Origin of the sequence: Pseudomonas azotoformans, assembly GCF_900103345.1 — a bacterium.
Classification (GTDB): domain Bacteria; phylum Pseudomonadota; class Gammaproteobacteria; order Pseudomonadales; family Pseudomonadaceae; genus Aquipseudomonas; species Aquipseudomonas azotoformans.
The window spans coordinates 3613291-3639009 of the sequence record NZ_LT629702.1 but is presented as its reverse complement, the minus strand read 5'-3'; the positions used below and the strand labels follow the sequence as shown (position 1 = coordinate 3639009).

28 protein-coding genes are annotated in these 25719 nt (G+C 61.7%); 14 read left to right on the top strand and 14 right to left on the bottom strand.

The genetic code is table 11. The features are described from left to right. The first annotated feature begins 53 nt into the window (after nt 1–53). Complete coding sequence (locus BLR69_RS16410) at nt 54–1157, top strand: NADH:flavin oxidoreductase (RefSeq protein ID WP_071496376.1); 1104 nt, start codon at nt 54–56, stop codon at nt 1155–1157. 48 nt (nt 1158–1205) lie between these two features. Here the strand turns inward: BLR69_RS16410 and BLR69_RS16405 are convergent, their stop codons facing one another. The 3 genes from BLR69_RS16405 to cysZ all read right to left on the bottom strand — a co-directional run bounded on the left by BLR69_RS16405 (nt 1206) and on the right by cysZ (nt 3492). Beyond that, the gene (locus BLR69_RS16405) at nt 1206–1385 is read right to left on the bottom strand and encodes a hypothetical protein (RefSeq protein ID WP_071489179.1); all 180 of its coding nucleotides are present in this window, start codon (nt 1383–1385) and stop codon (nt 1206–1208) included. Between the two features lie 106 nt (nt 1386–1491). Further along, on the bottom strand, nt 1492–2670 hold the full coding sequence (locus tag BLR69_RS16400) for a glycosyltransferase family 4 protein (protein ID WP_071496377.1): 1179 nt from the start codon (nt 2668–2670) through the stop codon (nt 1492–1494). A gap of 54 nt (nt 2671–2724) precedes the next feature. Next, a complete protein-coding gene (gene cysZ, locus BLR69_RS16395) occupies nt 2725–3492 on the bottom strand; it encodes a sulfate transporter CysZ (RefSeq protein ID WP_071496378.1) in 768 nt (255 codons plus the stop codon). Here cysZ and BLR69_RS30955 point away from each other — a divergent pair. After that, nucleotides 3491–3646 (top strand): hypothetical protein, encoded by a 156-nt coding sequence (locus BLR69_RS30955; RefSeq protein ID WP_166794327.1) that lies wholly within the window; start codon nt 3491–3493, stop codon nt 3644–3646. The genes cysZ and BLR69_RS30955 overlap by 2 nt on opposite strands. A 128-nt stretch (nt 3647–3774) precedes the next feature. Continuing rightward, a complete protein-coding gene (gene trxB, locus BLR69_RS16385) occupies nt 3775–4737 on the top strand; it encodes a thioredoxin-disulfide reductase (RefSeq protein ID WP_017137935.1) in 963 nt (320 codons plus the stop codon). A gap of 125 nt (nt 4738–4862) precedes the next feature. Here the strand turns inward: trxB and BLR69_RS16380 are convergent, their stop codons facing one another. The 6 genes from BLR69_RS16380 to BLR69_RS16355 are packed head-to-tail and all read right to left on the bottom strand — an operon-like array spanning nt 4863 to nt 7800. Beyond that, entirely contained in the window at nt 4863–5204 is a 342-nt protein-coding gene (locus tag BLR69_RS16380; RefSeq protein WP_071496379.1) for a HopJ type III effector protein, read from the bottom strand. Next, nucleotides 5197–5493, bottom strand: a complete 297-nt coding sequence (locus tag BLR69_RS16375; protein WP_071496380.1) for a DUF1244 domain-containing protein — start codon at nt 5491–5493, stop codon at nt 5197–5199. Before BLR69_RS16375 ends, BLR69_RS16380 begins: the two co-directional genes overlap by 8 nt. Nucleotides 5494–5516: 23 nt before the next feature. Continuing rightward, nucleotides 5517–5888 (bottom strand): dihydroneopterin triphosphate 2'-epimerase, encoded by a 372-nt coding sequence (gene folX, locus BLR69_RS16370; RefSeq protein ID WP_003194073.1) that lies wholly within the window; start codon nt 5886–5888, stop codon nt 5517–5519. A gap of 2 nt (nt 5889–5890) precedes the next feature. Beyond that, nucleotides 5891–6451 (bottom strand): GTP cyclohydrolase I FolE, encoded by a 561-nt coding sequence (gene folE / locus BLR69_RS16365; protein WP_071496381.1) that lies wholly within the window; start codon nt 6449–6451, stop codon nt 5891–5893. A 20-nt stretch (nt 6452–6471) separates the two neighbouring features. Then, the gene (gene folM, locus BLR69_RS16360; protein ID WP_071496382.1) at nt 6472–7182 is read right to left on the bottom strand and encodes a dihydromonapterin reductase; all 711 of its coding nucleotides are present in this window, start codon (nt 7180–7182) and stop codon (nt 6472–6474) included. Between the two features lie 57 nt (nt 7183–7239). Continuing rightward, nucleotides 7240–7800 carry an antibiotic biosynthesis monooxygenase gene (locus tag BLR69_RS16355; RefSeq protein WP_071496383.1) on the bottom strand — a complete coding sequence of 187 codons (561 nt, stop codon included), beginning with the start codon at nt 7798–7800 and terminating at the stop codon, nt 7240–7242. A 212-nt stretch (nt 7801–8012) separates the two neighbouring features. On the opposite strand from BLR69_RS16355, the gene BLR69_RS16350 reads away from it, so the two are divergent. Next, the gene (locus BLR69_RS16350) at nt 8013–8972 is read left to right on the top strand and encodes a MerR family transcriptional regulator (RefSeq protein WP_071496384.1); all 960 of its coding nucleotides are present in this window, start codon (nt 8013–8015) and stop codon (nt 8970–8972) included. Nucleotides 8973–8974: 2 nt separating this feature from the next. Here BLR69_RS16350 and BLR69_RS16345 read toward each other — a convergent pair whose 3' ends face one another. Continuing rightward, nucleotides 8975–9580 (bottom strand): hypothetical protein, encoded by a 606-nt coding sequence (locus BLR69_RS16345; protein ID WP_071496385.1) that lies wholly within the window; start codon nt 9578–9580, stop codon nt 8975–8977. A gap of 58 nt (nt 9581–9638) precedes the next feature. Beyond that, nucleotides 9639–10106, bottom strand: a complete 468-nt coding sequence (locus tag BLR69_RS16340; RefSeq protein ID WP_071496386.1) for a PAS domain-containing protein — start codon at nt 10104–10106, stop codon at nt 9639–9641. Nucleotides 10107–10236: 130 nt separating this feature from the next. Here BLR69_RS16340 and BLR69_RS16335 point away from each other — a divergent pair, with 130 nt between their 5' ends. Next, nucleotides 10237–10692, top strand: coding sequence for a flavodoxin (locus tag BLR69_RS16335; protein ID WP_071496387.1), 456 nt, complete (start codon nt 10237–10239; stop codon nt 10690–10692). Here BLR69_RS16335 and BLR69_RS16330 read toward each other — a convergent pair. Then, on the bottom strand, nt 10673–11569 hold the full coding sequence (locus BLR69_RS16330; RefSeq protein ID WP_071496388.1) for a LysR family transcriptional regulator: 897 nt from the start codon (nt 11567–11569) through the stop codon (nt 10673–10675). The two genes, BLR69_RS16335 and BLR69_RS16330, sit on opposite strands and share 20 nt — an antisense overlap. 98 nt (nt 11570–11667) lie before the next feature. Here BLR69_RS16330 and BLR69_RS16325 point away from each other — a divergent pair, with 98 nt between their 5' ends. The 8 genes from BLR69_RS16325 to BLR69_RS16280 all read left to right on the top strand — a co-directional run bounded on the left by BLR69_RS16325 (nt 11668) and on the right by BLR69_RS16280 (nt 22097). Then, entirely contained in the window at nt 11668–12039 is a 372-nt protein-coding gene (locus tag BLR69_RS16325) for a CidA/LrgA family protein (protein ID WP_071496389.1), read from the top strand. Then, a complete protein-coding gene (locus BLR69_RS16320; protein ID WP_071496390.1) occupies nt 12029–12715 on the top strand; it encodes an LrgB family protein in 687 nt (228 codons plus the stop codon). The genes BLR69_RS16325 and BLR69_RS16320 overlap by 11 nt, the downstream gene beginning before the upstream one ends. 150 nt (nt 12716–12865) lie before the next feature. Then, nucleotides 12866–13648, top strand: a complete 783-nt coding sequence (locus BLR69_RS16315; protein ID WP_071496391.1) for a class II aldolase/adducin family protein — start codon at nt 12866–12868, stop codon at nt 13646–13648. Further along, nucleotides 13648–14550, top strand: a complete 903-nt coding sequence (locus tag BLR69_RS16310) for an alpha/beta fold hydrolase (protein ID WP_071496392.1) — start codon at nt 13648–13650, stop codon at nt 14548–14550. Before BLR69_RS16315 ends, BLR69_RS16310 begins: the two co-directional genes overlap by 1 nt. A gap of 238 nt (nt 14551–14788) precedes the next feature. Continuing rightward, nucleotides 14789–15700 (top strand): SDR family oxidoreductase, encoded by a 912-nt coding sequence (locus BLR69_RS16300; protein ID WP_058426770.1) that lies wholly within the window; start codon nt 14789–14791, stop codon nt 15698–15700. A 482-nt stretch (nt 15701–16182) separates the two neighbouring features. After that, nucleotides 16183–17973, top strand: a complete 1791-nt coding sequence (locus BLR69_RS16295; RefSeq protein ID WP_076955189.1) for a DUF1302 domain-containing protein — start codon at nt 16183–16185, stop codon at nt 17971–17973. A gap of 26 nt (nt 17974–17999) precedes the next feature. Then, entirely contained in the window at nt 18000–19358 is a 1359-nt protein-coding gene (locus tag BLR69_RS16290) for a DUF1329 domain-containing protein (RefSeq protein ID WP_071496395.1), read from the top strand. 243 nt (nt 19359–19601) lie between these two features. Then, entirely contained in the window at nt 19602–22097 is a 2496-nt protein-coding gene (locus BLR69_RS16280; RefSeq protein ID WP_071496396.1) for a LuxR C-terminal-related transcriptional regulator, read from the top strand. Here BLR69_RS16280 and BLR69_RS16275 read toward each other — a convergent pair. Continuing rightward, complete coding sequence (locus tag BLR69_RS16275) at nt 22094–22969, bottom strand: helix-turn-helix domain-containing protein (protein WP_071496397.1); 876 nt, start codon at nt 22967–22969, stop codon at nt 22094–22096. The two genes, BLR69_RS16280 and BLR69_RS16275, sit on opposite strands and share 4 nt — an antisense overlap. A gap of 137 nt (nt 22970–23106) precedes the next feature. Between BLR69_RS16275 and BLR69_RS16270 the strand changes: the two genes are divergently transcribed. After that, nucleotides 23107–24009, top strand: a complete 903-nt coding sequence (locus BLR69_RS16270; protein ID WP_058426765.1) for a DMT family transporter — start codon at nt 23107–23109, stop codon at nt 24007–24009. Between the two features lie 103 nt (nt 24010–24112). Here the strand turns inward: BLR69_RS16270 and norR are convergent, their stop codons facing one another. Continuing rightward, the gene (gene norR / locus BLR69_RS16265; protein WP_071496398.1) at nt 24113–25636 is read right to left on the bottom strand and encodes a nitric oxide reductase transcriptional regulator NorR; all 1524 of its coding nucleotides are present in this window, start codon (nt 25634–25636) and stop codon (nt 24113–24115) included. Between the last annotated feature and the right edge of the window lie 83 nt (nt 25637–25719).

The following is a 25719-nucleotide window of genomic DNA, read 5'->3' as shown; positions in this document are numbered from 1 at the left end:
CGCACTCCCCATATTATCCACATCATAAATCCCGTCTTCCGTGGAGTGCCCCCATGCCTGTCCAAGCCTTGTTCAAACCGTTCCAGCTCGGCGCATTGCAACTGTCGACCCGCGTCGTCATGGCGCCGATGACCCGCTCGTTCTCGCCGGGAGGCGTGCCCAACTCCAAAGTGATTGAGTACTACCGCCGCCGCGCCGCTGCCGGTGTGGGGCTGATCATCACCGAAGGCACCGTGGTCGGCCATCAGGCCTCCAACGGTTACCCCAATGTCCCGCACTTCTACGGTGAAGCCGCCCTGGCCGGCTGGAAAAAAGTGGTCGACGCGGTACACGCCGAAGGCGGCAAGATCGTCCCGCAACTGTGGCATGTGGGCAGCGTGCGCCGTATCGGCACTGAACCTGACGCCAGCGTGCCGGCCTACGGCCCGATGGAGAAACTCAAGGATGGCAACGTGGTCGTGCATGGCATGACCCAGCAAGACATCAAGGACGTGATCAACGCCTTCGCCCAAGCCGCCAGGGATGCGCAGCGCATCGGCATGGATGGCGTGGAGATCCACGGCGCCCACGGCTATCTGGTCGATCAGTTCTTCTGGGAAGGCAGCAACCAGCGTACCGACGAATACGGTGGCAGCCTGGTCAACCGCTCGCGCTTTGCCATCGAGCTGATCCAGGCTACCCGTGCTGCCGTCGGCCCGGAATTTCCGATCATCTTCCGCTTCTCCCAATGGAAGCAGCAGGACTACACCGCGCGTCTGGTGCAAACTCCCGAGGCGCTGGGCGAGTTTCTCAAGCCGTTGTCTGAAGCGGGCGTGGATATTTTCCACTGCTCCACTCGGCGTTTCTGGGAGCCGGAATTCGAAGGGTCCGACCTGAACCTGGCTGGCTGGACCCGCCAGCTCACCGGCAAGCCGACCATCACCGTGGGTAGCGTCGGCCTGGATGGTGAGTTCCTGCAGTTCATGGTCAATACCGACAAGGTCGCGCAACCGGCCAGTCTGGAAAAACTGCTGGAGCGTTTGAATAACGACGAGTTTGACCTGGTCGCCGTGGGCCGTGCCCTGTTGGTGGACCCGGATTGGGCGTTGAAGGTGCGCGAAGGTCGCGAGGGCGACATCCTGCCGTTCAGTCGTGAGGCGTTGATGACGCTGGTGTGAGTGGCTGGGCTCCCTGTGATTACACAGGGAGCTTTATGCTGTCGGGCGTTAGTACTGCGGCCCCTTGTACAGTTCTTTTGTGTGATCGGTTTTGTTCAGGTCTTTATGCCCCGGTTGGCCGTAGACAGGAGGTTCTGCCCGAGATTTATCCATCCATTGTTGCTGGCGCGCCCATTCGGCGTTTGGCATGTTGACGCCATTACGTACACCCATTCCGTAAGCTGACATGTACCTTACCTCCATTATTGAAAGCCCTGCTCAGATAGCAGGTATCAATAATTGGTATGCAGCATTAAGCAGTTCCTGATTTAAATATCAGGAAAGACATATTGATTCATCGCACATAAGGCTGTGTAGGAAGCGCAAGACTTTCATCACATGCACCGCGTAACTGATGCTCAAACTGCTCGATAATCGCCGGCCAGCCCTGGCGGCTCGCATGCTGGCGTGCATTCAGACGCATGCGGCGCAGGCTTTCAGCGTCCTCCAGCAGCCAATTGGCGGCCTCGCAAAACGCGTTCTCGTCTCCGGGCATCGCCAGAACGCCGTTGTAGCCGTGGCGGATATGCTGGCTTGCAGCGGCCTGGTCATAAGCCACCACCCCCAATCCTGATGCCATGGCTTCCAACACCACGTTGCCGAAGGTTTCGGTAAGGCTGGGGAACAGGAACACATCGCCCGATGCGTAATGCCGCGCCAGTTCTTCACCGCGCAAGGTGCCGCAGAAGATTGCTTCCGGCAGCTCCTTTTCCAGCGTCGCGCGTTGGGGGCCGTCGCCGACGATGATCAGTTTCATCTGGCGCATTGGGTAGGTGTCCTGCAACGTTTCGAAGCAGCGCTTGAGCAACCCCAGGTTTTTCTCCTGCGCCAGTCTGCCCACATAGAGCACGGCGGTTTGCTCACTGTTCAATGCCCAGCTTTCCCGCAGCGCATTGTCACGTTTCGCGGGATGGAACAGTTGGCTGTCCACCCCGCGCGACAACATTCCCAGGCGCTCGAAGTGCCGACGTTCCAGTTCCAGGCGCTGGCTGGCGCTGGGCACCAGGGTCAGGGTCGAACGGTTATGAAACCAGCGCAGGTAGTGGGTGACCATCCGGCTCAGCATGCTCAAGCCGTATTGGTTCGAGTACTGCTGGAAGTTGGTGTGAAAGCCACTGACCACGCTGATCCCCAGGCGCCGCGCTGCACGCAGGGCAGACAAGCCCAGGGGCCCTTCCGTGGCGATGTACAGCACGTCCGGACGCTGACGGGTCCAGCGCCGCAGCAACTTGTGCATCGACGACTGCCCCCACTGCAGGCCCGGATATCCCGGCAGCGGCCAGCCACGGCATAGCAATAACGCGTCGTCGCTGGGGCGGCTCTGGTCGACGCCCTGGCGCGGTCGCACCAGTTCGACTTGATGGCCACGCGCCCGCAAACCCTCGCACAGGCGACCAAGGGTATTGGCCACCCCGTTGATCTCTGGCGGGAAGGTTTCGGTGATGAGGGTGATGTGAAGCGAAGCTGTCGTCATGACCCACAGTGTCTCCGTGGGGCATGTCGTCATTGTGTCATCGAGATGATGGATTTATGACTGGGTCACCTTTTGCTGCGCTGCCATCGCCTCGGCACCTTGCTCGCGCACCCAGAACAACGTCGCTCCAGCCACCGCCGCTGGCATCATCAACAGGTTGACCACCGGCACCAGCAACACCAGGTAAACAATCCCGCCGAAGCTCATGCTCTGCCAGCGTTTCTGCCGCAGCCAGGCGAGCATCTCGTTCCAGCCCAGTTTGTGGTTATCCGCCGGGTAGTCGATGTACTGGATCGCCATCATCCACACGCCAAACAGCAACCACAGCGGTGCGGCGACCAGGTTGACCACTGGAATGAACGACAGGATAAACAGGCCGATGGCCCGTGGCAGGAAGTAGCCCAGCTTGCGCATCTCCCGGGCGAGGGTGCGCGGTACCATCGCGATCAGCTCGCCCCAACTGAAGGCCGGGAAGTCATCGGTGCCGCGCACCACCACTTCCACCTTCTCCGAGAGAAAGCCGTTGAAGGGGGCGGCGATGATGTTGGCGAGCATGGTGAAGGTGAAAAACACCATCAACACCACCAGCACCACGAACAATGGCCAGAGCAGGTAGTTCAGGAAGCTCAGCCAACTCGGCAGCGTCGGCATCAGGTGGTCGACCCACAGGCTGAACTGATGACCGGCGAAATAGATCAAGCCGACGAACAGCACCAGGTTGATCGCCAGCGGCAGCAGCACAAACAGACGCAGGCCGGGGCTCAATACGAGTTTGAGGCCTTCGCGCAGGTATTGCGGGCCGGAAAGAGCAGGGGCAGGCATGAAAAACTCCGAGCAAAAGGGCGAACGCGCCGACCTTACCGGCTTTACATCGCAGGCGAAAGCCGCGACATCAGCCGTAACAAACCTGTCGATCAGTCGGGCCAACTACATAGTGACCGTCTATGAGCTGGATTGTTATTCCGTATTTCCTTAATCTTGCCCCCCTCGATACGCTGCACCCATTATTTTCAGGGCCTGCGAGTTCAAGCCTTCCCCAAGTGCTTCGTGGTCCCTTTTTTATTCCAGCCGCCTTGTAGTCCGGGCGGTCGATAGGAGTGAGTCATGTCTGATACCCGTCATTCGCGAGTGATTATTCTCGGTTCCGGCCCTGCCGGTTACAGCGCCGCCGTCTACGCTGCCCGGGCCAACCTCAAACCGCTGCTGATCACCGGCATGCAGGCGGGCGGTCAATTGACCACCACCACCGAAGTCGACAACTGGCCGGGCGACGTCCACGGCCTGACTGGCCCGGTGCTGATGGAGCGCATGAAAGAACACGCCGAACGCTTTGAAACCGAGATCGTGTTTGATCACATCAACCAGGTCGACTTCTCCAAGAAGCCTTACAGCCTGACCGGCGACAGCGGCGTATACACCTGTGACGCACTGATCATCGCTACTGGCGCCAGCGCTCGCTACCTGGGCCTGCCGTCGGAAGAAGCGTTCATGGGCAAGGGCGTTTCCGCCTGCGCGACCTGTGACGGTTTCTTCTACCGCAACAAACCGGTCGCCGTGGTCGGTGGCGGCAACACCGCCGTGGAAGAGGCGCTGTACCTGGCCAACATCGCCAGCACCGTGACCCTGGTCCACCGCCGCGAGACCTTCCGCGCCGAGAAGATCCTGATCGACAAGCTGCATGCCCGTGTCGCCGAAGGCAAGATCATCCTCAAGCTCAACGCTACCCTGGACGAAGTCTTGGGCGACAACATGGGCGTGACCGGTGCCCGCCTGAAGAACAACGACGGCAGCTTCGACGAGCTGAAAGTCGACGGCGTGTTCATCGCCATCGGCCACACCCCGAACACCTCGCTGTTCGAAGGCGTGCTGGAAGCCAAAGACGGTTACCTGGTGGTGCAGGGCGGCCGTGAAGGCAACGCCACCGCGACCAATATCGAAGGTATCTTCGCGGCCGGTGACGTGGCCGACCACGTCTACCGCCAGGCCATCACCTCGGCCGGCGCCGGTTGCATGGCAGCACTGGATGCCGAGCGTTACCTGGACGGTCTGAAAGACGCTGCGTTCTAAACAACGCTGCAAAACAAATGTGGGAGGGGGCTTGCCCCCGATAGCAGTGTGTCAGTCAAAATATTTGTGACTGATCCGCCGCTATCGGGAGCAAGCCCCCTCCCACATTTTGATTCAGGTCTGGCTCAGGATTTTCGAGTCAGGGGCTGGGCGGTGAACGTTACGCCGGCCAGGCCGTTTGCGATCAATGCGCGGATATTGCCGTGGTCACTGCCCTCAGGCGTCGCCACCACCGAGCGGTAATGCTCACCAAATGCCAGCAGCGCTTCCTGGTCGCTCAGCCCTTCCAGCACTGCCAGGCCCAACGTCTTGCACGACCCTTCGTTCTGCCCTGCGGCATTCTCTACCGCGACATTGGTGAACGCCTGTGGCTGGTACTCATAACCGGCAGCGACAAACGCCAGGGTATCGGCAAAAACGTGTTCGCCGCTGTTAAGGCTGGCGCGCAGGGTGTTCAAATCAGTCATGGGTTTTTCCTTTGGCGAACGCCGCCTGTTGATCGGCGCTGGCTTCTTTCTGGTATTGGGCTTTCCATTCGGCGTAGGGCATGCCGTACACCACTTCACGGGCGTCATCGAGGCTCAGCTCGATCTGGCGCTCGTCGGCCTCGGCCTTGTACCACTTGGACAAGCAGTTGCGGCAGAAACCGGCGAGGTTCATCAGGTCGATGTTCTGCACATCCTTGCGGCTGTCCAGATGCGCCACCAGCCGGCGAAAGGCGGCGGCTTCGAGTTCGAGGCGTTGTTGGTCGTTCATAAGGTTCACGCAAATCTCAGGGGTTAACGGCTGGCTGCCAGGGTAATCGAAACCGACTCCGCAAAACGCAGCGCATGGGGCTTGTCCACTTCCACTTCGGCGTACAGCACTGATTCATTGCTCATCACCAGGTCCAGCAGTTCCTGGGTCAGGCGCTCCAGCAGTGCAAAACGGTTGCCCTCCACATGCGCGATGATCGCCTTGGTGATGGTGCGGTAGTTCAGCGCGTGGTCGATGTCGTTGTCGCGCACGGCTTCCTGGGCGGCGTACAGGATGGTCAGGTTGATCAGCACATCCTGCTTGTTGAGGATTTCGTCCTCATTGATACCGATAAAGGTGCGCAGGCACAGGTCCTTGACCCGGATGCGCGCCATGCCTGGTTGAAGTTGTGGCATTGCTACTTGCTCCGTCCGATCAGTTGCAGGAACTCCATGCGCGTGGTGTTCGACTCGCGGAACGCGCCGAGCATCACCGAGGTGTTCATGGTTGAATTCTGTTTTTCCACGCCGCGCATCATCATGCACATGTGCTTGGCTTCGATCACCACGGCCACACCGGCGGCCTGGGTCACTTGCTGGATGGCATCGGCGATTTGCCGCGTGAGGTTTTCCTGGATCTGCAGGCGCCGGGCGAACATGTCGACGATGCGTGCCAGCTTTGACAGGCCGAGCACCTTGCCGGTTGGGATATAGGCCACGTGGGCCTTGCCGATAAAGGGCAACAGGTGATGCTCGCACAGCGAGTACAACTCGATGTCCTTGAGGATCACCATCTCGTCATTGTCGGAGGCAAACAGCGCGCCGTTGACGATTTCTTCCAGGTTCTGCTCGTAGCCATGACAAAGATACTGCATGGCCTTGGCGGCACGCTTGGGGGTATCGAGCAGGCCTTCGCGCTCGGGGTCTTCGCCCAAGCCCTTGAGGATCTCGCGGTAATGGTGGGGCAGGGATAAGGTCATACAACATCCTCACAAACGGCTTACTTGATATGCCGCCCGCCGTTGACGGTCAGGGTGGTACCGGTGACATAGGGGTTGTCCAGCAGGTAACGCACGCTCTGGTAGATCACCTCGGGCCCGGGCTCGATGCCCAGTGCCGACTTGGCCAGTACCTTGGCGCGGTAGGCGTCGTCGTCGCCATCGTTGAACATCACCATCGCCGGGGCGATACCGTTGACCTTGATCAACGGCGCCAACTGCGCGGCAAACGACAGCGTAAGGCTGTCGAGCCCGGCCTTGGTGGCGCAATAGGCGATGTGCTGGCGGCTGCCCTTGCGCACCACGTCATCGCTGATGTGCACGATGTCGGCCGGTGTCGAGCGTTGCAGCAAGGGTGAACAATGCAGGTTGATCAGGTACGGCGCAAGCATGTGTACGCTGAACATGTCGGTAAACGCGCGGCTTTCGTCGTCGGGCGATTCTGCTACCCAGGCCGAGGCGTTGTGGATGATTGCGCGCAGGCTCTGGGTATGGGTGTTCAGCTCAGCGATAAACGCCAGGATGCCGGCCTCGCTGGAGAAGTCGGCAAACACAGCGATCGCCCCACGCTCGCGCAGTGCCTGCACGCCGGGCCGTTCGCTGCGGTAGCTGAAAATCACCGAGTGACCGTCGTCCAGCAAGCGCTGGGCGCAATGCAGGCCGACACGCTGGCCGGCGCCGGTGATCAGGATCGGGGCGTTCGTTGCAGTCATGGGAGGCTCGAGTCGCTGGCAGGTTGAAACTATACCAGCGACCGGCCGCCCCTGTATTCACGCCGCGGCTTCAGCCGCCTTGCGCGGTGCCGGGGCAGGATGCAGCCAGCTTGCCAGCAGATGGGTCGACAGCGGGATGAACCAGTAAACCATCAGTGGCGTGAGCGCCAGGGTACTGACCAGCACGCGCGGCGCCAGGTCCAGCTCGCTCAGCAGCGGCCCCAGGACAAAATTGAACAAGAGTGACACCGGGAAGAACGCCAGCCAGATCGCCACGGCCTGTTTCCAGCGCGGCGGGCGTGCGCCGACTGCGCCGAACCAGCCGTCGATGCCGCGTACACGGTACTCGGACGGGTCGGCAAACAGCTCACTGCCACGGCTCAGCCACGCACTGCGGGATGCGGAAAACTCCCAGGCATGCAGGGTCTTTTCATCGGCGAAGCGGAAAATAATCTGGAATTCATCATCGTTGGGCGGCGGAGCAAGCACGCCTGAGCCCAGGTAGCCGGGAAAGTCCGTGGCCAACTGTTCGCCTTCACGCAGCCAGGCCATCAATTCTTCGTAGCGACCCTTGGCCACGCGGCGCGCAACCATCAGGGTGACGGGGGAGGTAGACATTGTGTATCTCCAAATAATCAGGTGCGCCGGGCCGGGTAGGGGGCGCACAAACAAAGCGGCGGGGTGGTGCCGCTCTGTAAAAACAGGCAAGGATTATTCCTGTTTTGCACAAATACGCCAGAGGCATTGGTCCGAATAAGCTGGGACCTTGAAAAAGACAGGTCTAAGGGCGTTAAATGAGGTTCTATTTACCGTTGGTTTTTTGGTCTCCAATGCCCGTGATCACTGCCTCCCATGATAGCAATTTGCATCTTGAATCGACCGATTCCGATAAGCTGTTTCCAATTCGTGAAGTCTCGAGAATGACAGGCGTCAACCCGGTCACCTTGCGTGCCTGGGAGCGACGTTACGGCCTGATCCAGCCCGTGCGCACCGAAAGCGGGCATCGGTTGTACTCCAAGGCTGATATTGCGACGGTCAATCGTATCCTCGATTGGATCGAGCGCGGTGTGGCGGTCAGCAAGGTGGGGAAAATTCTCGCCCGTGACGACCAGCAAGCCCTGGCTGTTCGCGCCGAGCAAGACTCGCTGGAGGGCGGGGACTGGGCTCAATGGCAGGCACAGATGATGCAGGCTGTCAGCACGTTCGACGACCGACGGTTGGAACACCAGTACGCCCAGATTCTTGCCACCTACCCCCTCAGCGTGGCTTTTGAAGACATCCTGATGCCGCTTTGGCACGAGCTGTTGCGTCACCAGGGCCGGTTCGGTCAGGCCAGCGAATGGTTGTTTTTCGATAACTTCCTGCGGGTCCGGGCCTTGCAGCGCCTGCAACTGGCCTGTGCGGAGCCGTTGCCGCGGGTGCTGCTTGCGGCCATCCCCGGCGAGTGCCGCAAACTGGAATTGTTGGTGGCTGCGCTACTGATGAGCCGAGAGAACTTGGCGGTGAAGGTCCTGGCGGTCGGCCAGCCGCTGGACGAATTGACGCTGATCTGTGAGAAGACCCATCCCCAGGCACTGATCGTGTTTTCCAATCATGCACACAATCACGAGCGGGTGGGACGCCTGAATCGCTTGGCGCAGACCCTGGATTGCCCATTGCTGATCGCCGGCGCCGCTTCGGACCTGGCGGAAAAAGACCTTGTGCGCTCGCCCGTCGGTTGCCTGGGCAGTGACGGGCGCTTGATGCAGCGCCGCCTGCAGCAGTTCCTCAGCGGCAGCCTGGATACCTGAAATCAGGCGTGCACGTGCGGGTGCACCAGGCGGTGCTGATGCAGGATGAATTGGCGCAGACGCTCGGTTTCATCCGCATCACCCTGGCTCAGGCGATAGGCGAACAAGCCTCGGGCGGTTTCCCGCTCCAATGTGCCGCGCAAGGCGATGCGCTCGTAGCCGGATGGGCTGAACCATAGGGCAAAGGTTTTCGGTGGTTTGACCCGCCCGCGAATCTCCACCAGCACCCCTTTGAACGACACTTCAAGCACCCACATCGCACTGAGGTTGCCCCTGACGTTCTCCAGTGCCACTGGGGTTTCCAGTGCCAGGCGCCAGGGACGAATCATCGGCCCGTCTTCGAAAATGCTTGGCACGCCCAACCGCAGGTGCACGGCATTGAACTCATCTTCCACCAGGTGCAAGGGAAAGGTCAGTTGCTGATTATCGAATTGCGCCTGGATGGTGACGTGGTCGTGAGCGGCCAGCCGGGTGAGCAAATCGCGAATTTGTGCGCCGCCGTTGACGGTCAGGCTCGACGAAGCATCCCGCAGGTTGAGTTGCGGGTTGTGCTGCATGTTCTGAATGAAATCCAACTCGTCCTGGGTCAGGAGCGCATCGCGTTGCATCACTCGTGCTCATTAGGGGGTGTTAAAAGGCCATTATCCCCCCTAATGACCGCACTTCCTAAATTTTGTTAGATCCGCTCGTCGCTTTGAGCGCGGCCAGTTCGGCCTTCACCTCGGCCAGTTCGCTTTCCAACTGGGTGACGCGCTGCTGCGCCTTGACCTGCAACGTGACGTCCTTTTGTACGCCGACAAAATAAGTCTGCTTGTCGGCCTCGTTGTACACCGTCGACAGCGACAGCTCATTCCAGAAGTGGCTGCCGTCCTTGCGGTAATTGCGCAGGATTTCCCGGCATGCACCGCCGCTTTCCAGTGCCTCTCGAATCGCCATCAGGGCTGGCTGATCACGATCGCCCGACTGCAGGAAGCGGCAATCCTGGTAGAGGATTTCATCCAGGGTGTAGCCGGTCAGGCGTTCGAAGGCCGGGTTGACGTAGATCAGCGGCTTGTCCTTGCCTTCGCGCTCGGCGACGACGATACCGTCGTTGGAGGCGTTGATGACCAGTTGCATCAGCTTGGCGTTAATCATTGAGCGGTCCATGGCTTGTTTTTGAAAGCCTGGAGTTTATGGCAAGTCCTGAATGTTGCACGGGGTGCGCCGAAAAAAAGGTGGCAGCTGTTAATATCCCAGGCTTTCGCTCAACTACAGGATCAGATTGATGAAAGTCGCCATCCTTTCCGGCTCGGTCTACGGCACCGCTGAAGAAGTCGCCCGTCACGCTGTCGGCATTCTCAATGCCGCCGGTTTCGAGGCCTGGCACAACCCTCGCGCCAGCCTCGCCGATGTGCAGGCGTTTTCGCCGGACGCGTTTCTGGCGGTGACGTCCACCACCGGCATGGGCGAATTGCCTGACAATCTCCAACCCCTGTATTCAATGATTCGTGATCAATTGCCCGCCGCTTGGCGCGGCCTGCCCGGTGCGGTGATCGGCCTGGGCGACGCCAGCTACGGCGACACCTTCTGCGGTGGTGGCGAGCAGATGCGCGAGCTGTTTGGCGAGCTGGGCGTGCGCGAAGTGCTGCCGATGTTGCGCCTGGACGCCAGCGAAAGTGTGACCCCGGAAGCCGACGCCGAGCCGTGGCTGGCGGAACTGGTCACTGCACTGCGCGCTTGACCGGAAACTCACGCAGCAATGCCAGCCAGGCCTGGGCGGCTTTCGACAGATAGGCGCCCTCACGCCAGATAAATGCAATGTCCCAGCGCAAGTAGTCGGGCGCCTTGAGCGTCAGGCGCACCACCCCCGGTCGCACCAGCCCACGGGCGACCACGCTGGGCAGCAGCACCACGCCCTGGCCGGCGGCGACCAGCGCGGCGAGGAAGTCCGCCTGGCCACTGCGACCGATTTCCTTCGGCGTAAAACCCAACTGCTCACACGCCTGCATCAGGCGGTCGTTGAGCACGAAACTGCGCTGGTACATCAGGAACGGCGTGTCGGCCAATTCCTCCAGGCGTACCTGGGCGTTTTCCGCCAACGGATGATCAATCGGCAACAGCGCGTCCAGGGGCTCATCGCAGAACGCTTGCCAGGCAAACGCCGGGTCGCTGGGTTTCAGGCTGCCCCCCACTTCCAGTTCGCCGCTCAGGATGGCCTGTTCGATATTGCGACTGCCGCCCTCCAGCAACTGGATGGTCACGTTCGGGTAACGCCTGCGGTATTCGGCAAACAGCCCGGCAAACAACGTATCACCGGCCAACAATGGCAGGCCGAGGCGCAACTCGCCTCGGGTCAACTGGTGCATATCGTCCAACTCGCTGAGTAGCTCGTTTTGCAGGCGCAGCATGGCTTCGGCGCGTTGCAGGACGACTTGGCCGGCGGCGGTCAGGCGGATCTGCGAGCCGATCCGGTCGAGCAGGGGCGTGCCCAGGCTCTGCTCCAATTGCGCGACCTGTTTGCTGACGGCGGACTGGCTGATATGCAGGGTTTTGCCGGCCTGGGTAAAGCCACCCCGGTGCACCACTTCGACGAAGCTGCGTAGCTGTTTGAATTCCATATACGAGATTCCAGTTTGGAATAGTTGGCAGTCTAACAATTCGCTGTGGGGATGAGGCACGCCTCTTTAAAATGAAGGCCTGCGAGGACCCAAAGCCCATGAAACGTTTCACCCGTCTGTTGATTGAACTGGTCGTGCTCTTGGCCATTTATCTGTTCGGCTGCCAACTGGCCGTGTGGTGGGCGTGGCCGATTCCCGGCGGCGTGGTAGGCCTGGGCTTGTTGTTGATGGCCTTCGCCAGTGGCCTGGTCAAACCGGCGGCCCTGCAATTGGGCGCAGGTGTGCTGATGGCGGAGATGCTGCTGTTCTTCATTCCGGCGCTGATGAGCCTGCTGGACTACGGCGGCCTGCTGCGCAATGACGGTTGGCGCATCCTGCTGGTCATCGGCCTCAGCACCCTGGCGGTGATGCTGGTGACCGCGTTCACCGTGGAGCTGGTGTGGCGCTGGAGGCTGCGCCATGAAGCTTGAGCTGATGCCGGTGTTCTGGCTTGCCTTGACCTTGGGCGCGTATGTCTTCAGCCGCTGGATCTACCGCCGCACCGGGCGTTACCTGTTGTCGCCGCTGATCCTCGTGCCCGTGCTGTTGCTGGCGGTGGCGGTGCCGATGAACACGGCCTACGCCGAATACTCTGCCGACACGCACTGGCTGATGCTGGTACTCGGCCCCGTCACCGTGGCATTTGCCGTGCCGATCTGGCAGCAGCGGCGGTTGCTGGCGCGTTATTGGTCGGCATTGTTGCTGGGGATGGTGGCGGGCAGCGTGGCGTCCATCGCCACCTCGTTTGGCCTGGCCAAAGCGCTGGCCCTGGACAGCTCGGTGACTATGTCCCTAGTGCCGCGCTCCATCACCACGCCGTTCGCCATGCCGGTGTCCTCCGACCTGGGTGGCGTGCCGGAACTGACGGCGGTGTTCGTGATGTTCACCGGTGTGTTTGGGGCGATGCTCGGCGGCGTGCTGCTCAAATGGCTACCCCTGCGTACGCCGCTGGCGCGCGGTGCGCTGTTTGGCGTGGGGGCCCACGGTGCGGGCGTGAGCCGGGCCCATGAAGTGGGTGGCGAAGAGGGCTCGGTCGCAGGCCTGGTGATGGTCCTCACCGGCCTGCTCAACCTGTTCGCCGCGCCTTTATTGGCGGCACTTCTCTGACGTCGCTTGCACGGATTTAAACTATTCTCAAAGCTGACCCGTACGGTCATCAAGCTGGCTGCCAAGGCAACTACGGCGGCCAGGGCGTCTGACTAGACTGGCCCATCACTCAAAAAAACAACAAGAAAGTGCGCCAAGGAGGTCGTTGCCGTGAGCCTAGCCCCCGTTCCATCGCCACAGAATGTCAAAGATCAGGTCAGCGCCGCAGAATGGCAGACCCGCGTCGACCTGGCAGCCTGCTATCGCCTGGTGGCGATGCACGGCTGGGATGACCTGATCTTCACCCATATCTCGGCCAAGGTGCCGGGCACCGACGATTTCCTGATCAACCCCTACGGGCTGATGTTCCACGAGATCACCGCATCGAGCCTGGTCAAGGTCGACCAGGCCGGCAACAAGCTGATGGACAGCCCCTACGAGATCAACCCTGCGGGCTACACCATCCACAGCGCCATCCATGAAGTGCGCCACGACGTGACGTGCGTGCTGCACACCCACACTGCCGCCGGTGTCGCGGTGGCGGCACAGAAGCAGGGCGTCTTGCCGATCAGCCAGCAGTCGATCTTTGTCCTGTCGAGCCTGGCTTATCACGCCTACGAAGGGGTGGCGCTGAACCACGAAGAGAAGGCCCGTTTGCAGGCCGATCTTGGTCAAAACAGTTTCCTGATGCTGCACAACCATGGTCTGCTGACCTGCGGCAGCACCATCGCCGACACCTTTCTGATGATGTTTACCTTCCAGCGCGCCTGCGATATCCAGGTGCTGGCGCAAAGCGGCGGGGCTGAATTGATCCCCATCGGGCCGCAGATACTTGCGGGTGCCAAGGCGATGGTGGCAGCTGTCACAAAGAGTGCTCAAGGTATGGGGGGCGCGCTGGCGTGGCCGGCGTTGCTGCGTAAATTGGATGGCCTTGATCCTGGGTATAAAACCTGATGCCTCTCGCCGAGATCCCGCTGAGTGTCTGGCGCAAACGCAGCCAGACGTTCGACTTCAAAGGTCGCACCATCCGCTACTGGGTAGCGGGGCAGGGTGAGCCGTTGTTGCTGATCCATGGTTTCCCTACCGCCAGTTGGGACTGGCATTACCTGTGGCAGCCTCTGGCCCAGAGCAACCTGGTGATCGCCTGCGACATGCTGGGTTTCGGCGATTCGGCCAAGCCCCTGGACCACGGTTATTGCCTGCTGGAACAAGCGGATCTGCAACAGGCGTTGCTCGAGCACCTGCGCGTGGACCAACCGGTGCATGTGCTGGCCCACGACTACGGCGACAGCGTTGCCCAGGAACTGCTGGCCCGGCACTACGAAGGCCGCTTTCACATGGCCAGCTGCGTGTTTCTCAACGGCGGGTTGTTCCCCGAAACCCACCGCCCGGCCCTGGTGCAGAAACTGCTGCTCAGCCCCCTGGGCTGGATGATCGGTCGTGCCTTCGGGCGTAATGCCTTGGCGAACAGTTTCAGTCAGATCTTCGGGCCCAACACCCGCCCCAGCGAGAGTGCCCTGGATGACTTCTGGAGCCTGATCGACTGCAACGACGGCACGCGCATCCTGCACAAACTCATCGCCTACATCCCCCAGCGTCGACGTCTGCGTGAGCGTTGGGTGGCGGCGATGCAACACACTGATGTGCCGCTGCGGGTGATCGACGGCGAGATCGACCCGATTTCCGGTGCTCACATGGTGGCGCGTTATCACGAACTGGTGCCTCACGCCGACACGGTGCTATTGGCCAATATCGGCCATTACCCGCAGATCGAGGCGCCGGTACAGGTGCTCAAGCATTACCTGGCGTTTCGTCAGCGGATCGGGCTGTCGACGCCTCGAATGGCCTATTCCTGAATGCCCCACCTTCCCCTGTAGGAGCGAGCTTGCTCGCGAAGGTCGTCGACGATGACGCGGTAAGCCTGATTCAGCGCGGCGTTCTCGGGTTTTTCGCGAGCAAGCTCGCTCCTACAGGACTGTGGGTGATCATCCCTCTGCCTTATCGAGCACCATTCAGGCTCAGTCGTGGTTATTGTGACCACGGCCCCCGTGCCTGACACTCGACCCATTCCCATTGTCGCCATTGGAGTTCGGTATGAGTGAATCAGTGCAGTTCCAGGATAAGGTCGTGATCGTCACCGGTGCCGGTGGCGGATTGGGCCGGGCCCATGCGCTGCTGTTCGCCAGGCATGGCGCCAAGGTTCTGGTCAACGATCTCGGCGGTTCCACGCAAGGTGAAGGCGCCAATGCGTCCGCCGCCGACCGGGTGGTGGCCGAGATTCGTGAAGCCGGGGGTATTGCCGAGGCCAACCACGACTCTGTCACCGACGGTGACAAGATCGTGCAGAACGCCCTCGACGCCTTCGGCCGTATCGATGTGGTGGTCAACAACGCCGGGATCCTGCGCGACAAGACCTTCCACAAAATGGACGACAGTGACTGGGACCTGGTTTACCGGGTGCATGTCGAAGGCGCCTACAAAGTCACCCGCGCCGCCTGGCCCCATCTGCGCGAGCAAGGGTATGGCCGGGTGATCTTCACCGCGTCCACCTCGGGCATCTACGGTAACTTCGGCCAGTCCAACTACGGCATGGCCAAGCTCGGCCTGTACGGCCTGACCCGAACGCTGGCGCTGGAAGGACGCAAGAACAACATCCTGGTCAACGCCATCGCCCCCACCGGCGGTACACGCATGACCGAAGGCTTGATCCCGCCGCAGGTGTTCGAACGCCTCAAACCGGAACTGGTCAGCCCGCTGGTGGTGTACCTGGGCAGTGAAGCCTGCCAGGAAACCTCCGGGCTCTTTGAAGTGGGCGGCGGTTGGATCGGCAAGACCCGCTGGGAACGCAGCCTGGGTGTGGGCTTTGACCCTGAGGCGGGGTTCTCGCCCGAGGACGTGGCGGCGCACTGGCAGCAGATCTGCGACTTCGAAGGCGCGGCACACCCCAAGGACAACATCGAAGCGTTGAAGGAAATGATGGCCAACTTGCAGAAGTACAGCCTGTGATCGTTGCTTGAAAAGGCTTTAATCCTGCGGGGCGCCGATGGCGCCCCGTTTTATTGGCGGCAAAAAAAAGCCGCTGCAAACGCAGCGGCTGAAGTCAGACGTTGGATCAAGGAGCGACAAATCAACGTCAGTGAACACCGGTAACAGATTGAAAAAACGCTTCAATCCATGTGAGTCAGGCTTTCCTTCCAGTGGAGGAAGCGGGCCGTTTGCCCTGAAAGCCCGCTAAGAATAGTCGTTTGTAACAGGATGAGTAATGCCGGTTCGTGACAAGGACTGTTACTAAAACGGCAATAGTGTCCGTGCGTGTTATCCATTCCCCTGATAACCCCCTATCCACCCGCCGCATGCCCCCGCCCAGACCCCGGCCAGAGCGCCTTGTCATCCTTTCGAGCGACAACGCGAATCCCTCCTTGGTGCGCTTATCGCTCCTGATACGCGGCAGTAGGGTGGGGCCTTCTGTCACTCACCGGGGAAGACGCATGACAAGAACAACAATGCGCGCCATCTTCAGGCCACAGGCGCTGGCCGCTGCGGTTGCGTTGGGGTGCTGTGCCCAGGCACAGGCTGTTTCGTTCAACATTGGCGAGATCGAAGGGCAATTCGACTCTTCGCTGTCGGTGGGCGCGAGTTGGGGCATGCGCGACGCTGACAAGAAGCTGGTGGGCACCGTCAATGGCGGTACTGGCCAGGCGTCTACCGGGGATGACGGGCGCCTGAACTTCAAGAAGGGCGAGACCTTCTCCAAGATCTTCAAGGGCATTCACGACCTGGAGCTCAAGTACGGTGACAGCGGCGTCTTCGTGCGCGGCAAGTACTGGTACGACTTCGAGTTGCAGGACGAAGACCGCGAGTTCAAGCAGATCAGCAATCACCATCGTGATGAGGGCGCGCGTTCATCCGGCTATGAATTGCTCGATGCCTTCGTGTATCACAACTATTCGATTGGCGACCAACCGGGCAACGTGCGCCTCGGTAAGCAAGTGGTCAGCTGGGGCGAGAGCACCTTTATCGGTAACTCGATCAACAGCATCAACCCCATCGACGTCTCGGCTTTCCGACGCCCAGGCGCAGAGATCAAGGAAGGGCTGATTCCGGTCAACATGCTGTTCGCCTCCCAGAGCCTGACCAACCAACTGACCGTGGAAGGCTTCTACCAGCTCAACTGGGAAAACACCGTGCTGGACAACTGCGGCACATTCTTTGGTGGGGATGTGGCGGCCCATGGCTGTAATGGCAACTACACGGTGGGTAACCCGGCGATTGCGCCGTTGCAGCCAGTGGCGGCAAGGTTTGGGCAAGGCTTCGAGGTGACGCCTGAAGGGGTGATCGTGCAGCGTGCACATGACCGTGATGCGCGCGATTCCGGGCAATTCGGCACAGCGCTGCGTTGGCTGGGGGATGACACTGAGTACGGTCTGTACTTCATGAACTACCACAGCCGTACGCCGACGGTGGGTACGATCACCAACAACTCCAACGCGACGACGATGACCGCCATCCGTAACCTGGCCAACCTCTTGCGGCCAGGCACTGGCGATGGCTTGGTCACCAGCACGATGCTCGGCCGTGGCCAGTACTACCTGGACTACCCGGAAGACATCCGCCTGTTTGGCGCCAGTTTCTCCACCACCTTGCCCACCGGCACGGCGTGGACCGGCGAGATCAGCTACCGCCCCAATGCCCCGGTGCAACTCAACACCACCGACCTGACCCTGGCCCTGGTCAACCCGACTTCCGGCCAGTTGGCCTCGCCGATCCGCAGTAACTTCGGCGACGACAACAAAGGCTACCGTCGCAAGGAAATCACTCAGATCCAAAGCACCATGACCCAATTCTTCGACCAGGTTCTGGGCGCCGAGCGCCTGACCCTGGTGGGCGAAGCGGCCTACGTGCACGTCGGCGGGCTGGAAGACAAATCCAAACTGCGTTACGGCCGCGACTCGGTATACGGCGCCTACGGTTTCCAAGGTGACACCGACGGTTTTGTCACGGCCAACTCCTGGGGTTACCGCGCACGGGCGATCCTCGACTACAACAACGCGATTGCCGGGGTGAACCTCAAGCCCAACCTGTCCTGGTCCCATGACGTGGCCGGCTACGGCCCCAACGGCCTGTTCAACAAAGGCGCCAAGGCCATCAGCGTCGGCGTGGATGCGGATTACCGCAGCACCTATACCGCCAGCCTCAGCTACACCGACTTCTTCGGCGGCGACTACAACACCCTCACCGACCGCGACTTCATCGCCCTCAGCTTCGGCGCGAACTTCTGACCTGGCTTAAAGAAGGACAAGACTCTATGCGTAAGATCATTGCGGTAATGGCGCTCAGCCTGTTGGCGTCCCATGTCATGGCGGCGGTTTCGCCGGAAGAGGCGGCCAAGCTCGGCACTACGTTGACCCCGGTAGGCGCCGAAAAAGCCGGCAACGCCGATGGCTCGATCCCGGCCTGGACCGGCGGCATCCCGAAAAACGCCGGTGCAGTCGACAGCAAGGGCTTCCTGGCCGACCCATTCGCCAGTGAAAAACCGCTATTCGTGATCACCGCGGCCACCGTCGACAAGTACAAGGACAAACTTTCCGATGGACAGGTGGCGATGTTCAAGCGCTACCCCGAGACCTATAAGATCCCCGTCTACCCGACCCACCGCACGGTCAACCTGCCGCCGGAGATCTACGAGTCGATCAAGCGCAGCGCGCTGAACGTCAAGCCGATCAACGACGGCAATGGCCTCGAAGGTTTCACCGGCAACCGCTACTACGCGTTCCCGATTCCGAAGAACGGCGTGGAGGTGTTGTGGAACCACATCACCCGTTACCACGGCGGCAACCTGCGCCGCATCATCACCCAGGCCACCCCGCAGACCAATGGGAGCTACACGCCGATCCGCTTCGAGGAAGAAGTGGCGGTGCCGCAGCTGATCCCGGACATGGACCCGGCCAAGGCGGCCAACGTGCTGACCTTCTTCAAGCAGTCGGTGACGGCGCCGGCGCGCCTGGCGGGCAACGTGCTGCTGGTGCATGAAACCCTCGACCAGGTGAAGGAACCGCGCCTGGCGTGGATCTACAACGCCGGCCAGCGTCGCGTGCGCCGGGCGCCGCAAGTGGCGTACGACGGACCGGGCACCGCCTCCGATGGCCTGCGTACTTCGGACAACTTCGACATGTTCTCCGGCGCGCCAGACCGCTACGACTGGAAGCTGGTGGGCAAGAAGGAGATGTACATCCCCTACAACAGCTACAAGCTGGACCAGCCAACGCTCAAGTACGACGACATCATCAAGGCCGGTCACATCAACCAGGACCTGACCCGCTATGAGTTGCACCGCGTATGGGAAGTGGTGGGCACGGTCAAGCCGAGTGAGCGGCACATCTACGCCAAGCGCCACATGTACATCGATGAAGACAGTTGGCAAGTGGCGCTGGTGGATCACTATGACGGCCGTGGCCAACTGTGGCGGGTCGCTGAAGGTCATGCGCAGTTCTACTACGACCACCAGACCCCGGCCTACACCGTGGAAACCCTGTACGACATCATCGCCGGGCGCTACATCGCGCTGGGGATGAAGAACGAGGAGAAGAGCAGCTTCGTGTTCGGCTTCAATGCCAAGGCAGCGGATTACACCCCGGCTGCGCTGAGGGCCGAAGGCGTGCGCTGATCCCGATGTGAAATGTAATCCAAAGGTGGGAGGGGGCTTGCCCCCGATGAGGGAGTGTCAGTCACTGGATGGGTTGACTGATACACCGCCATCGGGGGCAAGTCGAGTCGTCGCACCGCCCCTCCCACATTGGTTTCTGTGCATGTCTTTCAATCATTGTGCTGAATCTTTCTTCAACTACTGCCCGCCACAGGACTAGGGTAGACGCCACGTTGCATAACAATAAGAACGCAGGATGCAGCAATGACCGCCATGACACGCTGCCTGGACCGTCCTGGATTCATGCCTCGGCTGTCCGCCCACCATCTGTTGCGCCCACGCCTGGCCGGGCCGTTGCTGGCAGCGCCGGTCAGGGTCAAGTTGCTGTGCGCCCCCGGCGGCAGCGGCAAGAGTGCGTTGCTGGCCGAATGTGCGTTGCAGGCGCCAGCGGGATGCCAGGTGTACTGGTTGCCGCTCAACGGTGTCGCCCTGAGCCCCCTCGACCTTTGCCGGCGCCTGGCGCAAAACCTCGGCCTGGCCTTCACCGACGAAGCCACGCTGCTGGCGGATCTTGGCCGCTGGCCAACATCGGCATGGCTGTTCCTCGATGATTTCTGCCGCTTGCCCACCCCCGAAACCGATGCGTTGCTCGACCGCCTGCTCACGGCAAGTAGCCCCTCGCTGACCTGGTGGCTGGGGGCGCGGCGCCGTCCAGCTTGCAACTGGCCGCGCCTGCTGCTCGACGATGAGTTGCTTGAAGGGGGCGCCGAGTTGGCGTTCACCCTGGAAGAAATCCAGCAACTGCTCCCGCTCGGGCCGTCAGCGGACAACGTGTGGCAATTCAGCGCCGGCTGGTGCGCCGGCGTGCGCATTGCGTTGCTGGGGGATGGCCACCCGCAGAAAACCTTGCTCGATTACTTGCAGCACGAACTGTTCAGCACCTTGCCGCCCGAACTGACGGAAGCCTGGCGCGTGCTGGCCCACATGCCACGCTTTAATCCGGGATTGTGCGAGCACTTGTTCGGCTTTGGCGACGGTGACCACTACCTGCGCGAGTTGCAGGCTCTCGGCGCCTTTATCCAGCCTTGGGAAGACACCGATTGGTTGCAGGTTTTCCCGCCGCTTGCTCAGCTGATACGCGATGACCCCTGGCCGGCCAAGCGTTCCTGGCATCGGCGTGCCTGTCAGTGGTTCACCGCCGAACAGGACTGGCAGGCCGCGTTCGAGCACGCGCTGCTGGCCGAAGAGTACGAGGTGGCGGTCAGCCTGTTGCAGCATTTCAGTTTCGAAGACTTGTTCCGCCAGCAGAACGCGGTATTGCTGCTGCGCTTGCACGAACAGCACGGCGAAGAGTTGATGCTCGGCTCGGCGCAACTGGTGGGGCTGGTGACGGCGGCGTTGCTGTTCGCCGGGCGCTTCGACCAGGCCGCGCAATGCATCGACCAGTTGGCACGGTTCGCGCCGCAACCGACGGCGGCGCAACAACGCTACCTGCTGGCGCGCTGGCAGGCACAGTGGGGCTGGCTGCTGCACCTGGGCGGCGATGCCGAACGCTCCCGCGAGCATTTCCTCGAAGCGCTGCAAGCCTTGCCCGACAGTGCCTGGACGTCACGGCTGATGTGCCTGTCGGGCCTCACCCAGCAAGCGTTGCTGCGCGGCGAACTGGACGTGGCCCAGGCGCTCAGCCGCGAAGCGTTGTGCCTGGCCCGAGCCCATGGGTCGTTGCTGCTTGAGGCGTTGCTTGAACTGGATCACGCACAGCTGCTGGAGCAGCGCGGCGCCCCGTATCGGGCGCAGAGCCTGCTGGAGAATGTGCAGGCGATGTTGCTCAAGCAACGCCTGAAAGCCGGGCCGCTGGTGGGGCGTATCGCCCTGCGCCGTGGGCATCTGGCGTTGCGTCAGGGCCAGGACAGCCTGGCTGCCGAGTGCTTCGAGAGCGGCATGCAGATGTGCCTGCACAGCCAGGACAAGCGCGTACTCTACGGGTTTCTCGGCCTGGCCCTGCTGGCTGCCAACCGTGGCGACTACGCCGAGGCCTTTGTGCAACTGCGCGAGGCCGAACGCTTGATGCAGCAGCGCCAGGTGCCCGACACGGTGTACCGCGCAGTGCTGCTGTTGGTCAGTGGGCATTTCTGGTTGCAGCAGGGGCGCGCCGAGTTGACGGTGGAAGCGGTGCGTCGTGTGCTTCGCCACTTTCGCGGGCCCCAGGCCAAACAGGCGCCGCCGGCCACCCTGGAACTGATCCCGCGCCTGGAATACCTGCTGGTGCTGGCGGAAGTGAAGCTGGGCTGCGCCGAGCATCCGGTGGCACGTATGACGGCTTTGCTGGAGGCGACCCATCAACGCGGCATGCTCTGCCTGGAAACCGAACTGCACCTGGTGCTGGGGGAGGTGGCCTGGCAAATGGGCGACCCGGCCCTGGCGCGTCGCTCACTGCAAACCGGGCTGGAGCTGGCGGCGCGTTGCCAGGTACAGCAAGCGATTCGCGAGCTGCGGTTGCGCTCGCCGGGGTTGCTCAGTGAGTTGGGCATGGAGCCCCAGGCGGCCGTGTCGGGCGCGGCGGAGAATCCCCTGAGCCAGCGCGAGCTGGAAGTGCTGCAATTGATCGCCCTGGGCAACTCCAACATGGAAATCGCCGATCGCCTGTTTATCTCCCTGCACACCGTCAAGACCCATGCGCGGCGCATCCACAGCAAGTTGGGGGTGGAACGGCGTACGCAAGCAGTGGCCAAGGCCAAGACACTGGGGTTGATGACCTAGGCGCAGAAGGCCTGGCGGTATTCGCCGGGCGTGGCGCCCATGGCCTGGCGGAAGCGATGGGTGAAGTGGCTGGCGCTGGAAAAGCCACATATCCACGCGATTTCACCCAAGGGCAGCGCGCCGCTGCGCAGCAGCGCCTGGGCGCGAGTCAGGCGGCGCGCCAGCAGGTACTGATGGGGCGGCAGGCCGAAGCTTTGGCGGAACATCCGCGCGAAATGGTATTCCGAGAGTGCGCACAGGCCGGCCAGTTGACCCAGGCTGATCGGGTCTTCCAGGTGCTGGTCGATGTACTCCACCAACAGCCGCCGCTGGTACGCCGCCAGCCCGCCTTTAAGGCGCAGCCCGTCGCGTGCGCCCACTTGGCTGAGCAGCGTGTGGCTGAGCATTTCATGGGCCAGGCTGCTGGTCAGCAAGCGCTCGGCGGGTTCCTGCCAGTTCAGCGCGATCAACTGGTGAAAGCGTCGTGCCTGGCTGGCGTCTTCCAGAAAGGTGCTTTCGCGCAGTTGCAGGGTGCGCGGTTCGCGGTCGAGCAGGGTGACGCAACCGAGGGCGAATTGCTCCGGGCTGAAATACACGTGGGCCAGGCGGATTTCGCCGTTGATCACCCAGGCTGACTGATGTTCGGCGGGCAGGATGCACAGTTTGTCGGGACCGCCCTTGGTGCCGGGCTGGTCGCGCCGAAACGTGCCGGTGCCGCCGCCGATGTAGCACGACAACGTGTGATGGCTGGGGGCCTGGTAGTCCTGCGCGTCGTGATGGTTGCTCCACAGCGCCGCAGACAAGCCGTCACCGAGCTCGGCGCAGGCTTCGAGGCGTGCGTTGGGCGAGCGGTTAAGCGCTTGGAAGACTTGCAGGGATTCCAGATCTGGCATGGTTCGTACTCTCTGACGCCTTGCATCCTACTCCGCGCGCTGGTTGCTGTGATCCCATCGGCCGACAAAAGCGCAAGATTGTGCAAGAGCACGCCTCGGGTCGGGGCCACACTGTGGCTCAATCGATGGAGCCTGCTATGAACCTTTCCCTGTATTTACTCACCGTGCTGATCTGGGGCACCACCTGGATCGCCCTCAAATGGCAGTTGGGCGTGGTGGCGATTCCTGTGTCCATCGTCTATCGCTTCGGCCTGGCAGCACTGGTGTTGTTTGCACTGTTGTTGGTGAGCCGCAGGTTGCAGGTGATGAACCGGCGCGGGCACCTGATCTGCCTGGCCCAGGGGTTGTGCCTGTTTTGCGTGAACTTCATGTGCTTCCTCACGGCCAGCCAATGGATCCCCAGCGGCTTGGTGGCGGTGGTGTTTTCCACGGCCACGCTGTGGAACGCACTGAATGCCCGGGTGTTTTTCGGCCAGCGGGTGGCGCGCAATGTATTGATGGGCGGCGGCCTGGGGCTGGCAGGGTTGGGCCTGTTGTTCTGGCCTGAGCTGGTGGGCCACACCGCCAGCCCGCAGACCTTGCTTGGCCTGGGGTTGGCGTTGCTGGGGACGATGTGTTTCTCGGCCGGCAATATGCTCTCGAGCCTGCAACAGAAGGCCGGGCTCAAGCCGCTGACCACCAATGCGTGGGGCATGGCTTATGGATCGGCAATGCTGGCGACTTACTGCGCGGTGCGCGGGATTCCCTTCGAGATGGACTGGAGCGCGCGGTACATCGGTGCGCTGTGGTACCTGGTGATTCCAGGCTCGGTGATCGGCTTTACCGCGTACCTGACCCTGGTCGGGCGCATGGGGCCTGAGCGTGCGGCGTATTGCACCGTGCTGTTCCCGGTGGTGGCGCTGAACGTATCGGCGTTTGCCGAGGGGTATCAGTGGACCGCGCCGGCGTTGGCGGGGTTGGTGCTGGTGATGCTGGGCAATGTGTTGGTGTTTCGTAAGCCCAAGCCAGCGAGCCCGGCCTTCAAGGCAAAGGCAATCTAAAAATGTGGGAGGGGGCTTGCCCCCGATGGCGGTGGGCCAGTCAGCACATGTATTGCAGTCATCGGGGGCAAGCCCCCTCCCACATTTGAAGCCGTTGTCTGGGTTATTTGAGTCCCAGGCGCTTGGCCATCCGCCCGAGGTTGGCGCGGTCCAGGCCCAGTTCGCGGGCGGCGCTGGCCCAGTTGTGCTGGTGGCGTTCCAGGCAGGCGCTGATGACCTGGCGCTGATACTGCTCGGTGGCCTGGCGCAGGTCGCCGGTCACCGGGGCGACCGCCTCGGCGGGTTCTTCGACCAGCGCTGCGCTGACATCGGGCAGGTCCAGGTCCTGTGCATTCAGGCTGAGAATCTTCGGACGCTCGCGACAGTTACCCAGTGCTTTCAGCGCGCTGCGTCCGATCAAATGTTCCAGCTCCCGCACATTGCCCGGCCAGTTATAGGCCAGCAGCGCCGCCTGGGCATCGCTGGTCAGGCGCAGGCTGCCCAGGCCCATGCGCGAGCGGTTCTGTTCAAGGAAGAAGCCAGCCAGCAGCAACACATCGCGCCCACGTTCGCGCAGCGCCGGGACTTGCAGCGGGTAAACGCTGAGGCGGTGGTAGAAGTCGGCGCGGTAGCGACCGTTGCGCACCTCGTCGGCGAGGTCGCGGTTGGTGGCGGCGATCAGGCGCACGTCCACCTGGTGTTCCTTGTCCGAACCCAGGCGTTGCAGCTGGCCGCTTTGCAATACGCGCAGCAGCTTGGCCTGTACGGTCAGTGACAGTTCGCCCACTTCATCCAAGAAGAGGGTGCCGCCATTGGCCAGCTCGAATTTGCCGCGGCGTTCATTCAGTGCGCCAGTAAAGGCGCCGCGTACGTGGCCGAACAGCTCGCTTTCCACCAGGGTTTCCGGCAGGGCGGCGCAGTTGAGGCTGATCAGCGGTTTGTCGGCGCGGGGCGAGGCGGCGTGGATGGCCTGGGCCACCAGTTCCTTGCCCACCCCGGTTTCACCGGTGATCAGCACGGTGAGGTCACTGCCGCCCACCAGCTTGATCTCTTCCACCAGGCGTTTGTGTGGCTTGCTCTGGCCGATCATTTCCTTGTGCTGTTGGCCGCTGGCCTCGCGGTAGATTTCGGCGCGCAGGGTCAGGCGTTCGATGCGTTCGGCGACGTTGACGGTGGCGGCGGCGAGACTGGCGAACGCCTGCAGGGCGTCCAGCTCCACGCGCTCGAAACGCTCGGTGTCGAGGGCATCCAGGGTCAGCAGGCCCCAGGGCTGGTCGTCGACGAACAGCGGGCAACCCATGCAATCGTGCACTTCCAGGTGCCCGTGCAGACCCTCGACCAGACCGTCGTAGGGGTCGGGTAATTCGCTGTCGCTGTCAAAGCGCGTGGGGCCGGGGCTGCTGAGCAGCACGGCAAAGCGCGGGTGCTCGCTGACCTTGAAGCGTCGACCCAGGGTGTCGGCGCTCAACCCGTCCACCGCCAACGGCACCAGCCACTCGCCGTCCAGGCGCAACAGCGCGGCGGCATCGCAGGGCAGCAGGGCACGCATGGCTTGCAGCAGGCGGCGGTAACGCTCGCCTTCGGGCAGTTCGCGGGACAGGTCGGCGACCAGGGGCAGCAGGGTGGTGAGCAGCGATTGCGCAGTCATAATGACTCCTTGTAGTCATAATGACTATAAGGTATAAGAAGTCATACTGACTACAACTTAATTAAGTTATTGAAAATAAACGA

Bases quoted from the DNA above. Each gene is read 5' to 3' on its own strand.
- BLR69_RS16410 (WP_071496376.1), top strand. From the start codon at position 54: ATGCCTGTCCAAGCCTTGTTCAAACCGTTCCAGCTCGGCGCATTGCAA.
- BLR69_RS16405 (WP_071489179.1), bottom strand. From the start codon at position 1,385: ATGTCAGCTTACGGAATGGGTGTACGTAATGGCGTCAACATGCCAAAC.
- BLR69_RS16400 (WP_071496377.1), bottom strand. From the start codon at position 2,670: ATGACGACAGCTTCGCTTCACATCACCCTCATCACCGAAACCTTCCCG.
- BLR69_RS30955 (WP_166794327.1), top strand. From the start codon at position 3,491: ATGAAAAACTCCGAGCAAAAGGGCGAACGCGCCGACCTTACCGGCTTT.
- cysZ (WP_071496378.1), bottom strand. From the start codon at position 3,492: ATGCCTGCCCCTGCTCTTTCCGGCCCGCAATACCTGCGCGAAGGCCTC.
- trxB (WP_017137935.1), top strand. From the start codon at position 3,775: ATGTCTGATACCCGTCATTCGCGAGTGATTATTCTCGGTTCCGGCCCT.
- BLR69_RS16380 (WP_071496379.1), bottom strand. From the start codon at position 5,204: ATGACTGATTTGAACACCCTGCGCGCCAGCCTTAACAGCGGCGAACAC.
- BLR69_RS16375 (WP_071496380.1), bottom strand. From the start codon at position 5,493: ATGAACGACCAACAACGCCTCGAACTCGAAGCCGCCGCCTTTCGCCGG.
- folX (WP_003194073.1), bottom strand. From the start codon at position 5,888: ATGCCACAACTTCAACCAGGCATGGCGCGCATCCGGGTCAAGGACCTG.
- folE (WP_071496381.1), bottom strand. From the start codon at position 6,451: ATGACCTTATCCCTGCCCCACCATTACCGCGAGATCCTCAAGGGCTTG.
- folM (WP_071496382.1), bottom strand. From the start codon at position 7,182: ATGACTGCAACGAACGCCCCGATCCTGATCACCGGCGCCGGCCAGCGT.
- BLR69_RS16355 (WP_071496383.1), bottom strand. From the start codon at position 7,800: ATGTCTACCTCCCCCGTCACCCTGATGGTTGCGCGCCGCGTGGCCAAG.
- BLR69_RS16350 (WP_071496384.1), top strand. From the start codon at position 8,013: ATGCCCGTGATCACTGCCTCCCATGATAGCAATTTGCATCTTGAATCG.
- BLR69_RS16345 (WP_071496385.1), bottom strand. From the start codon at position 9,580: ATGCAACGCGATGCGCTCCTGACCCAGGACGAGTTGGATTTCATTCAG.
- BLR69_RS16340 (WP_071496386.1), bottom strand. From the start codon at position 10,106: ATGATTAACGCCAAGCTGATGCAACTGGTCATCAACGCCTCCAACGAC.
- BLR69_RS16335 (WP_071496387.1), top strand. From the start codon at position 10,237: ATGAAAGTCGCCATCCTTTCCGGCTCGGTCTACGGCACCGCTGAAGAA.
- BLR69_RS16330 (WP_071496388.1), bottom strand. From the start codon at position 11,569: ATGGAATTCAAACAGCTACGCAGCTTCGTCGAAGTGGTGCACCGGGGT.
- BLR69_RS16325 (WP_071496389.1), top strand. From the start codon at position 11,668: ATGAAACGTTTCACCCGTCTGTTGATTGAACTGGTCGTGCTCTTGGCC.
- BLR69_RS16320 (WP_071496390.1), top strand. From the start codon at position 12,029: ATGAAGCTTGAGCTGATGCCGGTGTTCTGGCTTGCCTTGACCTTGGGC.
- BLR69_RS16310 (WP_071496392.1), top strand. From the start codon at position 13,648: ATGCCTCTCGCCGAGATCCCGCTGAGTGTCTGGCGCAAACGCAGCCAG.
- BLR69_RS16300 (WP_058426770.1), top strand. From the start codon at position 14,789: ATGAGTGAATCAGTGCAGTTCCAGGATAAGGTCGTGATCGTCACCGGT.
- BLR69_RS16295 (WP_076955189.1), top strand. From the start codon at position 16,183: ATGACAAGAACAACAATGCGCGCCATCTTCAGGCCACAGGCGCTGGCC.
- BLR69_RS16290 (WP_071496395.1), top strand. From the start codon at position 18,000: ATGCGTAAGATCATTGCGGTAATGGCGCTCAGCCTGTTGGCGTCCCAT.
- BLR69_RS16280 (WP_071496396.1), top strand. From the start codon at position 19,602: ATGACCGCCATGACACGCTGCCTGGACCGTCCTGGATTCATGCCTCGG.
- BLR69_RS16275 (WP_071496397.1), bottom strand. From the start codon at position 22,969: ATGCCAGATCTGGAATCCCTGCAAGTCTTCCAAGCGCTTAACCGCTCG.
- BLR69_RS16270 (WP_058426765.1), top strand. From the start codon at position 23,107: ATGAACCTTTCCCTGTATTTACTCACCGTGCTGATCTGGGGCACCACC.
- norR (WP_071496398.1), bottom strand. From the start codon at position 25,636: ATGACTGCGCAATCGCTGCTCACCACCCTGCTGCCCCTGGTCGCCGAC.